Annotated in this window: 13 protein-coding genes; 6 read left to right on the top strand and 7 right to left on the bottom strand. The window is 31.9% G+C overall.

All coding sequences use genetic code 11. The features are described 5' to 3' along the window. Positions 1–45: 45 nt before the first annotated feature. Entirely contained in the window at positions 46–861 is an 816-nt protein-coding gene (gene murQ / locus SHI72_RS04225; RefSeq protein ID WP_039118829.1) for an N-acetylmuramic acid 6-phosphate etherase, read from the bottom strand. A gap of 177 nt (positions 862–1,038) precedes the next feature. Between murQ and SHI72_RS04230 the strand changes: the two genes are divergently transcribed. Continuing rightward, a complete protein-coding gene (locus tag SHI72_RS04230) occupies positions 1,039–2,187 on the top strand; it encodes a helix-turn-helix transcriptional regulator (protein WP_323489150.1) in 1,149 nt (382 codons plus the stop codon). A 152-nt stretch (positions 2,188–2,339) separates the two neighbouring features. Beyond that, a complete protein-coding gene (locus SHI72_RS04235) occupies positions 2,340–4,724 on the top strand; it encodes an outer membrane beta-barrel family protein (protein WP_323489151.1) in 2,385 nt (794 codons plus the stop codon). A gap of 96 nt (positions 4,725–4,820) precedes the next feature. On the opposite strand, the gene SHI72_RS04240 is transcribed toward SHI72_RS04235, so the two are convergent. Then, positions 4,821–5,144 (bottom strand): hypothetical protein, encoded by a 324-nt coding sequence (locus tag SHI72_RS04240; protein ID WP_323489152.1) that lies wholly within the window; start codon positions 5,142–5,144, stop codon positions 4,821–4,823. Positions 5,145–5,275: 131 nt separating this feature from the next. On the opposite strand from SHI72_RS04240, the gene SHI72_RS04245 reads away from it, so the two are divergent. Further along, positions 5,276–5,494 (top strand): helix-turn-helix transcriptional regulator, encoded by a 219-nt coding sequence (locus SHI72_RS04245; RefSeq protein ID WP_323489153.1) that lies wholly within the window; start codon positions 5,276–5,278, stop codon positions 5,492–5,494. Positions 5,495–5,848: 354 nt separating this feature from the next. Here SHI72_RS04245 and SHI72_RS04250 read toward each other — a convergent pair whose 3' ends face one another. Then, on the bottom strand, positions 5,849–6,517 hold the full coding sequence (locus SHI72_RS04250) for a ZIP family metal transporter (RefSeq protein WP_039115151.1): 669 nt from the start codon (positions 6,515–6,517) through the stop codon (positions 5,849–5,851). Between the two features lie 92 nt (positions 6,518–6,609). Further along, the gene (locus tag SHI72_RS04255) at positions 6,610–7,374 is read right to left on the bottom strand and encodes a class I SAM-dependent methyltransferase (RefSeq protein WP_323489154.1); all 765 of its coding nucleotides are present in this window, start codon (positions 7,372–7,374) and stop codon (positions 6,610–6,612) included. A 164-nt stretch (positions 7,375–7,538) separates the two neighbouring features. On the opposite strand from SHI72_RS04255, the gene SHI72_RS04260 reads away from it, so the two are divergent. Both SHI72_RS04260 and SHI72_RS04265 read left to right on the top strand, forming a co-directional pair. Next, entirely contained in the window at positions 7,539–8,702 is a 1,164-nt protein-coding gene (locus SHI72_RS04260; RefSeq protein WP_323489155.1) for a THUMP domain-containing class I SAM-dependent RNA methyltransferase, read from the top strand. Between the two features lie 186 nt (positions 8,703–8,888). Further along, positions 8,889–9,125: a hypothetical protein gene (locus SHI72_RS04265; protein ID WP_039115145.1), complete on the top strand. Its 237-nt coding sequence runs from the start codon at positions 8,889–8,891 to the stop codon at positions 9,123–9,125. A gap of 61 nt (positions 9,126–9,186) precedes the next feature. On the opposite strand, the gene SHI72_RS04270 is transcribed toward SHI72_RS04265, so the two are convergent. From SHI72_RS04270 to rlmD, 3 genes are read right to left on the bottom strand one after another with little or no spacing between them, the layout of a single operon-like run. Next, the gene (locus tag SHI72_RS04270; RefSeq protein ID WP_323489156.1) at positions 9,187–10,002 is read right to left on the bottom strand and encodes a DUF6048 family protein; all 816 of its coding nucleotides are present in this window, start codon (positions 10,000–10,002) and stop codon (positions 9,187–9,189) included. After that, positions 9,974–10,516: a DUF6452 family protein gene (locus tag SHI72_RS04275; protein WP_323489157.1), complete on the bottom strand. Its 543-nt coding sequence runs from the start codon at positions 10,514–10,516 to the stop codon at positions 9,974–9,976. Before SHI72_RS04275 ends, SHI72_RS04270 begins: the two co-directional genes overlap by 29 nt. Before the next feature lie 45 nt (positions 10,517–10,561). Next, a complete protein-coding gene (rlmD, locus tag SHI72_RS04280) occupies positions 10,562–11,974 on the bottom strand; it encodes a 23S rRNA (uracil(1939)-C(5))-methyltransferase RlmD (protein WP_039118823.1) in 1,413 nt (470 codons plus the stop codon). 330 nt (positions 11,975–12,304) lie between these two features. Between rlmD and SHI72_RS04285 the strand changes: the two genes are divergently transcribed. Next, positions 12,305–13,204, top strand: coding sequence for a HAMP domain-containing sensor histidine kinase (locus tag SHI72_RS04285; protein ID WP_323489158.1), 900 nt, complete (start codon positions 12,305–12,307; stop codon positions 13,202–13,204). Positions 13,205–13,341: the final 137 nt, after the last annotated feature.

A 13,341-nucleotide genomic window follows, 5' to 3' on the forward strand; every position in this document is an offset into this window, starting at 1 on the left:
CTTGCAATATTTTTATTGAGACTAGTACCAGTAACTGTGACTGAATTACTGTGACTGAAAATTATCTACAGCATTTCTTACACTTCCATATTTGTGTAATAAATCTGATGCTTGCTCGTATGTAACAGGAATTTCTCCCATAATCATTTTTACTCCACGATCAATTAATTTGCTGTTGCTTAATTGCATATCCACCATTTTGTTGCCTTTTACTTTTCCTAGTTTTATCATGGTTGCTGTCGAAATCATGTTAAGAACTAATTTTTGTGCAGTTCCAGCTTTCATTCGAGAGCTTCCTGTAACAAATTCTGGACCTACAACTACTTCTATAGGATATTGGGCTGTTTGCGAAAGCGGACTTTCAGCATTACAGGTTATGCAACCTGTGATTATGTTGTTTTTATTACAAATCTCTAAACCACCAATTACATAAGGTGTTGTTCCCGAAGCAGCAATTCCTATCACAACATCATTTTCGGAGATATTATGCGCTTGCAAATCTATCCAGGCTTGCTTGGGATTATCTTCGGCATTTTCTACCGCTTGGCGAATGGCTTTATCTCCTCCGGCAATGATTCCGTTTACTAAAAATGCTGGAACGCCAAAAGTAGGAGGGCATTCGGATGCATCTAAGATTCCTAAACGACCAGATGTTCCTGCACCTATATAAAATAAGCGTCCACCAAGTTTTAGTTTGGCTACGATTTGATCTACCAAAGCTTCTATTTGTGGAATTGCTTTTTCTACGGCATATGGAACTGTTTTGTCTTCCTGATTTATATTAATCATTAAGTCATGAACACTCATATTTTCCAGATGTTCATATTTTGAGGACTGTTCTGTAGTTTTTGTGAAGGTCATTTTTCGTATAATATCTTGCCCAAAATTAATCTTTTTTCTCGCGATTTCGAAATTTAGAACGTAAGAATTAAAAGATAAAAAAAACTTTTTCTCTTTTAATTTTTATGCAACGATTGCTTTCTGAAATCTCATTAAAAGAACTAAAATATTATATTTGTTAAATAATCAAAAAAATAAATGAATATAGATAGCTTTTTGGGTGTTATGGGCTGGATGTCAGTTTTTGTTTCACTATTGCTGGCATTCTTTTTACTCACTGTGAAAACCCAAAATAAATCAGCAAACCGACTGTTTGTGGCATACTTACTGCTTTTTGCAATTGATAATTCTGGAATTTTTATTAATGAAGCTTTCGTTAAAGACCATCTTAATTTAGAATTTTTCAGATGGGCTAGTTGTGCTTTGATACTTCCTGCTTTTTATCTGTATATAGTATCAGTTTGCTTCACTGATTTTCGATTAAAAACCAAGCATCTAATTCATGCAATTCCATTTATAATCATAAATGCAGTTTTCATACTCAGGATTTACTTTTTAAATGATGTAGATAAAATGCAGTTTTATAATCATCGTAGTGAAATGCCTGAATTTTACGGTTTCCAGTTAATGTTAGGTATGCAAATCGTATTGTATAGTATTGGTGTATTTTGGGTTTTAAAAAAGTATAGAGAAATATATCAGGAAAATTATACCAATCCTAAAACTTCTATTTTTAAATGGTTATTTCAAATATCAATTGTACTCTTTATTTTGTATTATTTATCAATAGCTAAGAATTTTATAAGATATACCGATTTTAATTTACTGTGGATTTGGGCAAATGTAGTAATGCAATTTCTGGCTTTAGTAGTAACCTGCTGGTTTGTCTTAAAGGCTTTAAATTATCCCGAACTTTTTAGAGGAATTGATTCTAAATTGCAATTAGCAAGAGACATTGTTCCTGAGGAAAATGAAAATACGATCGAAATAAAAGAGAATAAAAACGAAGTGATTACGGCTCAAATTTCGACATTGAAACAATATATGACTGAAAAAGAACCTTTTCTTCATCCGTCGCTCACGATTCAGGAACTCTCCAATCAAATCGATATTCCTGTTCGGGATTTATCAGTTTTGATTAATCATCATATGGATCAGCATTTTTTTGATTTTGTAAACGAATATCGCATCCAAAAAGCTATGAGTATTTTAAAAAATCCTTTAAAAAGTGATTTAACAGTTTTAGAAATTCTATACGAAGTAGGTTTTAACTCAAAATCTTCGTTTAATACTTCTTTTAAAAAATATACTAATCTTACACCTACGGCTTACCGAAACGCTTCGTAATTAGCGGTTTGTAAAAAGTCGTACTTCATGCTTAATAAAGTCGAACTGATTTCCTAAAAAGAAATTGGTTCGACTTTTTTTGTCGGTCGCATATCGAAAATTTCTAAGGCAACTTTGCTTCAAATTAATCAAACAAGTTAAAACTAGAAATTATGAAAAAAGTATGCCTCTTTATTTTTATGCTATTGCCTCTCTTTTGTTTAGCACAAACATCCTTTAAATTAAATGGAAAAATTGCCGATGAAAAAACAGCAGTAGCCTGGACAGATGTCGTAATCTTAAATCAAGACGGAAAAATTATAAATGGAGCAACCACAAAAGAAGATGGTAGTTTTGAATTGATTTTGAATAAAGGATCTTATAAAGTAAAAATTAGTTCACAAGGATATTCGGAATTTGATAAAGAAATTACGATTGAAAAAGATACCAATTTGGGTTTGATTATCTTAAAGGAAAATGTAACAAATTTGGGAGAAGTTGTCATTCAATCCAGAAAAAATACGATTGAGCAAAAAACAGATCGTTTGGTTTATAATCTTGAAAATAATGTAACAAACGTTGCTGGCGATGCTTTGAGCGCTATAAATACTGCACCAGGAGTTGCGGTACAAAATGATGTTATTAATATATTAGGAAAGGGAGCTTCTCGTGTGATGATTGATGGAAGAATGATTGAATTAACTGGCGAAGAATTAAACGATTTCTTGAAAACTATCTCGGCAAGTGATATTAAGAATATCGAAATTATAAGTAATCCTTCGTCAAAATATGAGGCTGAAGGAACTGGTGGATTGATTAATGTTGTTATGAAAAAAGGGGCTCGTAATTCTTGGAAAAACACAACAACAGTTTCTTATGATCAAAATAAATACGGAATTTATACTTTAAGGAATAATTTCTTTTATAATAAAAATAAGTTTAGGTTTTCGGCGAGTGTTAATGGAAAAACAGGTTATAAAAATATTAATGAAACTTTGGATATGTATTTCGTTGAAGGGCCTACGAAAATGGATGTGATAACAAAATTAAATGAGGAAAATGTATCTGGAAAGTTAGCTTTAGATTATGATTTTTCAGAAAGAACAACAATTGGTTTTCAATTTTTAAAAGATAAAAGCAATCCGGATTTTGACTCGGATATTAGAATTAATAAATACAATTCTCAAGAGGAATTGGATAGTTATATAATCAATGAGAGCTTTTTAGACAGGAAATCTGGCAATCAAACGTATAATTTACATTTGATTACAAAACTGGATTCTCTCAACCGAAAATTGTCATTTGATGTAGATTACTTTGATTATAATTCAAAATTTGATAGAGATTTTATAGCAAACAATTATTCATCAGATGGAACCTTTATCGATGTAGATCAATCAGGACGTAATCTTTCGAATCAGGATATTGATAATTTAAGTTTTAAGGCAGATATGGAACATCCGCTTCAAGCCGTAAACTTATCTTATGGGGCGAAAGTAAGTTTTACAAAAAGCAATAGCGATGTTATTTTCTTTAATACGATTACTGGAACTCCAGAATTAGATATAAACCAAACAAACCAATTTAAATACACCGAAAATAATCAGGCAGTTTATATTAGTGCTGATAAAAGAATCAATGAAAAATGGAATTTTCAAGCAGGATTGCGTTTGGAAAATACGCAAACAAATGGTTTTTCGGAAAGCCTGAATCAGGAAACGATAAACAATTATCTTAAGTTATTTCCAACGTTTTATGCTTCTTATAATAAAAATGAAAACAACAGTTTTAGTTTAAACTACGGAAGGAGAATCCGTAGACCGAGTTTTTCTTTATTGAATCCGTTTCGAGTTTATATTAGTAGTAATAGTTATTCTGAAGGGAATCCGTTTTTGAAACCTTCTTTTAGTGACAATTTTGAATTTTCTCATTCGTATAAAAAAATACTGCGAACTAGTGTTTTCTTAAATGCGATTACAGATGGTTATGGCGTAATATTTACTGCAAACCCTGAAACATTGACTCAAGTTGTATCGAGAGAGAATTATTTTAAAGGTATTAATTATGGAGTTGGAGAAACGTATTCGGCTAGTTTTACAGATTGGTGGCAGAGTGAGAACTCTTTGTATTTTTTAGGATCAAAAATTAAATTTACTAAAGATATCAATGCAACACCGGCAAATAGTCTTGAAGTTGATTTTTCGACAAATAATACATTTTCATTGAGCAAAGCGACTAAATTGCAAATAGATTTTATCTATACTACGCCTTACAAAAGCGGTTTGTATGAAACTGGGTATACGTCTAGTCTGAATATTGGTTTTAAACAAGATTTGTTAAACAAAACAATGCAGATTGCCTTTTTGGTAAATGATATTTTTAATACATCTTATTTAAAAGATGATGTTTCGATTGTAAATGGCGTAAAACAAGTTTACAGCCAAAATGAAAGCAACCGATTTGCTCGTTTATCTGTAGTTTATAATTTCGGAAACAAAAAGATTAATGTTAACCAACGTGATTTTGGAAATGAAGATGAGAAGAAGAGAGCTAATTAGATAATTTGTCAATTAGATAATTCTGGAATTTACTTGTTCTGTTAAAAAATAATCTTTTATTTATGATGTAGTATCCTAACAAGTTTTTTCAACCTGTTAGGTTTGTTCATTAATGCTTTGAGGATTTACAGTAAGCATTTGATTAATTTCATCTAGTATCTCAAATTCATCAGCAGGAAACATTTCTAACACCATTTCTAAAACGAGCGCCACATTAATAGGTGAGTTTTTAATGGTATCCGAAGTTTTATGTGCTTCGTGATCCAGCGCAACAATGCATAACTTCAGGGTTTCGGTAATAACACAACCAAGTTCAGAATAATTTGACAGTTTAATTTGAGCCGTATAAGTCCCTGTTTTATCCGGAGATGGTTTTAAGGTGTTGAAATATCGCATAGTTAGTTCTCTAAGATTTTTCATTTTTTAGTTTTATTTATTTTTATTTTGATGTTTTTTCTTTCAAAATCAAATGTACGAAAAATTCTAAATAACATACGATAGTATGTTAAAAAGAATAAATAAAAAACGCAAATTGTCTCAAATTAAAAAAAGTGGATAAATCAGATGAATTAAAGCGTTTAGGTGCTCGAATTAAAGAGCTTAGAAATGCCAAAGGATTGACACAAAATAAATTGGGATTACTGATACTTAAAGATCAGCAATCTATACATAAGGTTGAAGCAGGTGAATTCAATCCTACATATTTATATTTACTTGCACTGGCTAAAGGTTTAGGAATATCAGTAAAAGAATTGCTTGATTTTGAATAAAAACTGATAAGATGGATTTACAATCCGTGCTTGTAAACAATATAAAAGACTTTTCTACTTCTTAGTTTTTTACATTTTTGGCATCTATTTTGTCTTGCAAGTTTTTTTAAGCTTGTTGATTTTGAATATATTGTCATGTCTACAAGGTTGAAAAAAACCTTGCAGGAATCGCAATGTTATGTGTAAAAGACTGTATGAAAATTGAATAATAAAATTAACAAAAGAAGTTCTAGTTTTTGCGTGAGGGATAGGAGCTAACTACCGAAGTAGTGCGGATAGCCCGACCGTATTTACAGAAGGCGCATATAAGCGGTTTGCTAAATAGTGCCTTTTGTAAATGTGGTCACGCCCAAACTATATAAAATATGCCAAAGCGATTCCGAATATAATCATCGAAATTTTGGCAATATTAAATTTGTGTCCTTCGCTACTTTCAAAGATTATAGTTGATGAAATATGGAATAATATCCCGATTACTACGGCAGTGATTTCGGTGTAATAATCATTTAAAAATGGTAAATATTCCGATGCAATAGTTCCTAGAGGTGTCATGATTGCAAAGGTTATCATAAATGCGAAAATGGCTTTTTTGTTAAGCTCGGCATTGACGAAAAAAGTGGTCAAAATAATTGCAATAGGCAAGTGATGTATGGCAATTCCTATGACGATATCGTGGTGATGACTCACAGGAAATCCTTCTAGGAAAGCATGAATACATAAACTTATAAAGAGCAACCACGGAATTTGATGCATTTTGGCATGACCATGTACATGTCCGTGCTCGGCTCCTTTAGAGAAAAACTCAAGTATGATTTGGAATAAAATTCCGAGCATTATAAATAACCCAATATTGTGGTTGTGGGATTCGTAAACTTCTGGCAACAGATGCATTACTGTAAGTGATAGCAGGAATGATCCGCTAAAAGCCAATAAAAGTTTAAGATTGGTTTTGTCTTTTGGTTTAAGTACCAATGCAACAATATATCCTAGTAATACAGAAAGTAGGGGTAATAGATAATTCATCTTTTTGTTTAATCGGTTTTTTGTTTAATCGTTTTGTCGATTTTGTTACTTTGCTTAATCGATTAAACAAATTAACAGTTAAACGATTGAACCTATTTAAAAATCATGATTAATCGTTCGCTATCAGTTTTATGGAATTTCTTTAGTTTATAATCACCAAATGTATCCAAAAGGAAAATACCTGCTTGTTCCATTAAGTCTTCGAAATCTTTTAATGTTAGGGCTTTTACTTTTTCGGTAAAATGAAATTTACGTCCTTGGTCTTCAAAATCTATTTCTTTAAAGATATGTCCGTCCTCTACGTATCGTTTGATTTGGAAATCAATATCGTCGACTGTTTTTATTTCTTCGGGAACTAGTGTTTCGATTACTTGTGTTACGTTCATAAAATCGATTACAGCAAAACCATACTCGCTTAAACTTGCTTTTATTGCTTTTAGCGTGGTAAGATTATCGTCGTCACTTTCGAAATAACCAAAACTGGTAAACAAATTAAAAATAGCATCAAATTTTTCTTCGAATGGTTCGCGCATATCATGCACTTTAAAATGCAAAGTTTCATTGCTATTCTTGCTAGCTTCGGCAATACTGTTTTCGGATAAATCGGCTCCTAGAACATTAAATCCTAGTTGATTTAAATAAATAGAATGGCGTCCTTTTCCGCAGGCTAAATCAAGTACATTGGCTTTTTCTGGAAGATTAAGATAATGTGTAAGATTATCCATGAAAATTTGCGCTTCTCTATAATTTCTGTCTTTATATAGTATATGATAATAGGGTGTGTCGAACCAAGAAGTGAACCAGTTTTCGGACGGTTGGTTTGTATTTGGGGTAGATGGGTTATGTGCTTCAGACATTTATTCTTTTTCAATTAATTCAAGTCCCGCAAATTTAGTGTATTTTTGCTGAAAAATAACTATTTTGCAAGTGATAGACTAACAATGTCGCTGTGTAAATTTGAAAATTTTTTATTACAGATTGATTTTAGTTTAAATAAATCTGTTTTAATTTAAATATAAAAATGGAAGATAATTTTAAAATGGTGGCCAAAACCTTTTTTGGCTTTGAAGAAATTTTAGCAAAAGAACTACAATTGCTAGGAGCACAAGATGTTGAACAAGGTGTGAGAATGGTAAGTTTTAAGGGGGACAAAGGGTTTATGTACAAAGCCAACTTATCGTTGCGTACAGCATTGAAGGTGCTAAAACCAATTTACTTTTTTAGAGCAAATAATGAACAAGCTTTATATAAAGGTATTTCGGGGGTAAACTGGTCTAAGCTTATAAACGCTAATCAGACTTTTGTGATTGATGCAACTGTACATTCAGAACATTTTAATCACTCTGAATTTGTTTCTCAAAAGTGTAAAGATGCTATTGTAGATCAATTTAGAGAACGTACTGGGCAAAGACCAAGTATTGATAAAGCACATCCGGATTTAAGGATTAATGTACATATCGATAAAGATCAGGTTTCGGTTGCTTTGGATACTTCGGGTAATTCATTACACCAACGTGGATATAGAACGGCTACAAATATTGCTCCTATAAATGAAGTATTGGCAGCAGGAATTTTATTGCTGTCTGGTTGGGAAGGTCAAGGTCATTTTCTAGACCCAATGTGTGGTTCGGGAACTTTTCTTGCTGAAGCGGCTATGATTGCATGTAATATTCCAGCGAATATTAACAGAAAAGAGTTTGCTTTTGAAAAATGGAACGATTGGGATAATGATTTATTTGATCAGATTGTAAGCAGTTTGATAAAAAAAACTAAAGAGTTTCATTATACTATAAAAGGTTTTGATAAGGCACCAAGTGCTGTTAGTAAAGCTAAAGACAATATTAAGAATGCTAACTTGGAGGATTATGTCACTATTGAAGAGAATAACTTTTTTGATACTGAAAAGACGACTCAAGGAACTTTACACATGGTATTTAATCCGCCTTATGATGAGCGTTTGGATATTCATATGGAAGAATTCTATAAAAACATTGGCGATACATTAAAGAAAAATTACCCAGCAACTAATGCTTGGTTTATTACTGCTAATCTTGAAGCCTTGAAATACGTTGGACTTAAACCATCTCGTAAAATCAAACTTTTTAACGCAAGTTTAGAAGCCAGATTAGTAAAATACGAAATGTACGAAGGAAGTAAGAGAACTAAGTTTCAGGTAACTGAATAATTTAAGGTTCTAAGTAACTAAGATACTAAGTTGCTGAGTTTTTAAGCTTAGCATCTTAGAGCCTGAGGAACTTAGTAACTTTAAAAAATAATAATAATTTAAGGTTGTAAGTGGCTAAGATACTAAATTGTTGAGTTTTTAAAGCTCAGGATCTTAGAGCCTCAGAACCTCAGTAACTTTAAAAAAATGACAAAATTACAAGTAAGAGCTTTTTTATATCAGTTGGGCTGTTTTGCTATATTATTTATATTAGCTCGATTTTTGGTAGCTGAATACTCAGGATTAACAGGATTTTGGGTTCCTATGACAGCATTTGTTATTGGAACTCTTTTGTCTCCAAAATTTCAAGCCGCTAAAACTAAAGATGGTGAGAAACTTTTTATGAAATGGATTTTCATGAAAGGAATTAAAGAAATAGGGTAGTACCTATTTATATTTTACAATTTGGTTATTGTTATATGAATAACCAAATTGTAAGATTATATTATTTTTTGGTTTCTATTTCTGGGATTACTACCTTTTTCTTATAAATAGGAATAAAGTAAGAAACAGTATAGTTGAAACCAATTCCGAAATTACCGTTATATGTTCGGTTGAATCCAGGAATATAAAGATTATCGAAGTTGTCTGGTTTTTTGTTTGTAACCAATGTTTTTAATTGCACGCTGAAGCCTACAAATATATTATTGATTACTTTTACTTTTACTCCTGCATTTACTTCTAGCCAACTAGCAGATAAACCGCTATACTTTGTACCTGAAACCTCAGGAGGAAGTTCTCCCCAATATCTATCTGAATTGTATATTTTATATGTATTTAATTCTTGGCTAAATGTGCTGAAACCATAACGCAAACCGACAGATATTATGTTTTCCATATCAAGCCAGTTTTCATACAAATTGTAATCAAATCCTGCTTTTATGTAGGTACCATTTGTTGTTGAATTAAGTCTGTCATCATCGGTAGTTTTATCTTCGATACCTATTTCGGCAGCCAGATAATATTTTTTGGATAATCGATAATCTCCTACGAATTCTACACCTTTATAGTCCGAATCATATAAGCTGCGAGTCAATTTATACAAATCGACACCAAAACGTACTCCATAACGATCAGTTTTTGCAGGAATGCTGTCTTTTTTAGCTTCCTGTGTAGCTGCTTTTTTAGGAGTAGTTTTTACAGGTTTTGTTTCAGTTTTGTTTGTTAGCGTAGTTTTGGTTGTAGGTGTTTCCTGGGCTTGAACCAAAAACAAAGACAAGATAAGGCAAAAACTAAAAATATACTTTGATGTGTGTCTCATTTTCTAATTCAATATTAAACTTTTCTACATTAACAACCTGCATCCAAAATCCTTCTGCAAGATCAGAATCGGTGTGTATAAATGGTATATTCCTATCTAATTCAAAAGTGGTTTTATAGCCACATGCTCTTGAAACAAAAATATTTTGATGGGTATAATTAAATTTCAATCTATCTTCGTTTATTAAAGCCGTATTTGGATCATTGTAATTTAAAATAAAACGATACGTTGTGCTTTCGGCATTTGTTTTAAGCGGTATAGAAATAGTATTTCCATTAGCGATGTATTTGTCTGCCTCGACAAGAGCCTTTTCATTAAAGACAATACCTTCAGTCATCCCTTCGCCAATCACTTTTAGGTTTCTTACATTTTTAGGAACAGAGGTGTTACCGCGGTCAAAAAAAGAAATTACCAATCGAGGTGTCGTAGGTGTATTAGCATCACAAATATCATCTTTCTCACATCCTGAAAAAGTGAAGGCAATTATGATTATTATAAAAAGTATTTTTTTCATTTATTGTTTGTGATTTATGCTTCACACGTTTTTGTTAACTAGAACTTAGCGAAGTTCCAAAAGTACAACATTTTCTACGTGATGTGTCTGCGGGAACATATCTACTGGTCTTACGCGAGTTACTTTGTATTTTTCATCCATTAATGCCAAATCACGTGCTTGTGTAGCTGAGTTACAGCTTACATAAACTACCTTTTCTGGAGCAATTTTCATAATTTGTTCAATTACATCTTTATGCATTCCGTCACGAGGTGGATCGGTAATAATAACATCTGGTTTACCATGTGTGGCAATAAAACTTTCGTTAAATACAACTTTCATGTCTCCAACAAAAAACTCACAATTGGTAATATTATTGCGTTCTGCATTCGCTTTAGCATCTAGAATTGCTTCTGGAACACTTTCTACACCAATTACTTTTTTAGCTTTTTTAGATACGAATTGTGCTATTGTTCCAGTTCCTGTGTAAAGGTCATAAACTGTTTCGTGACCAGAAAGACCTGCAAAATCACGAGTGATTTTGTATAACTCATATGCTTGATCTGAATTGGTTTGGTAAAAAGATTTTGCATTGATGCTAAATTTTAAACCTTCCATTTCTTCCAGGATGTAATTTCTACCTTTATATAGTTTTACATCCTGATCATAAATTGTATCGTTAGCTTTTCCGTTTACAACATATTGTAGCGATGTTATTTCTGGAAATTTATCATAAAGATGATCCAAAAGTAATTCTCGGTTAGCCTTATCTTCTTCAAAAAACTGAATCAATACCATGATTTCTCCAGTTGAAGCAGTACGAATCATAAATGTTCTTAATAAACCAGAATGTTCTCTTGGATTAAAAAAAGCTAAGTTATGTTCATTTGCAAAAGCTCTGATTTCGTTTCTAATTGCGTTTGATGGATCTTCTTGCAGATGACATTTATTAATGTCTAGAATTTTATCCCACATTTTAGGAATATGAAAACCTAATGCATTACGATTCCCTAAATCTTCGGTACTATCAATTTCTTTTTCGGTTAACCAACGGCTATTCGAAAATGAAAATTCCATTTTGTTTCTGTAAAAAAATTGTTTTTCTGAACCTAAAATATTTTCAAATTCTGGAAGTTCAATTTTTCCTATACGTTGTAAGTGATTTTTAACCTCATTTTGCTTGTAGTACAACTGTTGGCTGTACTTCATGTTTTGCCATTTACATCCTCCACAAACACCAAAATGCTCACAAATTGGTTCTATGCGATGTTCTGAATATTCGTGAAAACGAACTGCTTTTCCTTCATAATACGCTTTGCGTTTCTTAAAGGTTTGTACATCTACCACATCTCCCGGAACTACGTTCGGGATAAATATTACTTTTCCGTCGGGAGCTTTTGCTACCGATACGCCTTTTGCTCCAGCATCAAGGACTTGTATTTGATGAAAGACAACTTTGTCTGTATTTTTTCTTCCCATAGCGCAAAAATAAGGGTTTGTAAACTTTTATAAATTTAATTTCGGAAAAATTTTATCAATTTCTTTTATTTAACATTTATTTTGTGTTTAAAAGTTAACTTTGTTTTAATCTAGAACCCCAAATTCTATGGCTTATCAGGAACTTACACTATTTTTATGAAGTTGTACCACATCTTGTCGAAGATTAGTTTTTTGAAGAAAAGCTATGCGTTCAAATTTCTTTTTGTTGCTTTTATAGGCATTCATATTCCGTTAATCGGAATTTTGTTTTTTGTCCTTTATGGTAACAATACAATTTCGGCCAATTCTATTTTGATTTTTTCTTTAATCATGACCTTATTTGCAACTTTGGTTACATTGGTGGTAATAACTCAATTAATAAAACCAATTGTTGTTGCATCTAAAGCATTGGATAATTACAGAACAGCCCGAAAGTTATCAGTTTTGCCATCTCTATATGAGGATGAGGCAGGATTACTAATGCGTAATATTCAGGAATCTATTGATGAAGCGGAGAGTTTTATAAATGAAAAGCAAGATTTGATTTATATGATTTCTCATGATTTAAGAAATTTTGCAGGAAACCCTCAGGGACTAGCAAAGCTTATTATAGAAGAGAACCCGTCAGAATCGGTTAAAAATATGGCTGAATTAATTTGTGAATCGACAGATTTGCAGTTTCGATATATCGAAAATTTTATTAAATTATTAAAACAACAAGATGAAATTGCTAAATCGAGTTCGGTAATCAAAACAATTCAAATAGCGCCAATTCTTCCAGCTGTAAGAGAGCAGGTATCACAGCTTTTGGCACAAAAAAACATTAAGTTGGTTTCGGATATTACAGTTGATGAAGCTGTACTTAAAATAGATGAAGGGTTGCTAATTCAGGTTCTTGTGAACTTGATTAGTAATGCCATAAAATTTTCTTATTCTGGAAGCGAAATCTTATTGCGTATTTTTGAGGATAATGAGGAGTTGGTTTTTACTGTTTCGGATAATGGGACTGGTTTTGACCAGAGTCGAATCGAAGAGTTGTTTAAAAAATTTACGAAAATGAGTAAATTAGGAACTGCCAATGAAACTTCTACAGGAATTGGATTATATTTATGTAAAAAGATAATCGATAAGAATGGTGGTAAACTAAGTGCAATGAGCCTTGGGAGAAATAAAGGAGCGACTTTTACAATTGTCTTTTCTTATAATAATTCTGAGAAACTTAGTTTTTAAGGTTCAAAGGTTCTGAGTAACAAAGGTTCAAAGTTTTTTTGTGTCAAGTCCAGAGTCTTTGCAATTTTGTATCTTTTTTTAAGGTTCTAAGAAAACAAAGTTGCAAAGATTTTTTTGTAGCAAGCTTTTAAAACCTT

Origin of the sequence: Flavobacterium sp. PL02 (genome assembly GCF_035013205.1) — a bacterium.
Lineage (GTDB): Bacteria > Bacteroidota > Bacteroidia > Flavobacteriales > Flavobacteriaceae > Flavobacterium.

Coding starts and splice junctions, on each gene's coding strand:
- SHI72_RS04235 (WP_323489151.1), top strand. CDS start 2,340: ATGAAAAAAGTATGCCTCTTTATTTTTATGCTATTGCCTCTCTTTTGT.
- SHI72_RS04260 (WP_323489155.1), top strand. CDS start 7,539: ATGGAAGATAATTTTAAAATGGTGGCCAAAACCTTTTTTGGCTTTGAA.
- SHI72_RS04240 (WP_323489152.1), bottom strand. CDS start 5,144: ATGAAAAATCTTAGAGAACTAACTATGCGATATTTCAACACCTTAAAA.
- SHI72_RS04285 (WP_323489158.1), top strand. CDS start 12,305: ATGACCTTATTTGCAACTTTGGTTACATTGGTGGTAATAACTCAATTA.
- SHI72_RS04275 (WP_323489157.1), bottom strand. CDS start 10,516: ATGAAAAAAATACTTTTTATAATAATCATAATTGCCTTCACTTTTTCA.
- SHI72_RS04230 (WP_323489150.1), top strand. CDS start 1,039: ATGAATATAGATAGCTTTTTGGGTGTTATGGGCTGGATGTCAGTTTTT.
- murQ (WP_039118829.1), bottom strand. CDS start 861: ATGACCTTCACAAAAACTACAGAACAGTCCTCAAAATATGAACATCTG.
- SHI72_RS04255 (WP_323489154.1), bottom strand. CDS start 7,374: ATGTCTGAAGCACATAACCCATCTACCCCAAATACAAACCAACCGTCC.
- SHI72_RS04265 (WP_039115145.1), top strand. CDS start 8,889: ATGACAAAATTACAAGTAAGAGCTTTTTTATATCAGTTGGGCTGTTTT.
- SHI72_RS04270 (WP_323489156.1), bottom strand. CDS start 10,002: ATGAGACACACATCAAAGTATATTTTTAGTTTTTGCCTTATCTTGTCT.
- rlmD (WP_039118823.1), bottom strand. CDS start 11,974: ATGGGAAGAAAAAATACAGACAAAGTTGTCTTTCATCAAATACAAGTC.
- SHI72_RS04250 (WP_039115151.1), bottom strand. CDS start 6,517: ATGAATTATCTATTACCCCTACTTTCTGTATTACTAGGATATATTGTT.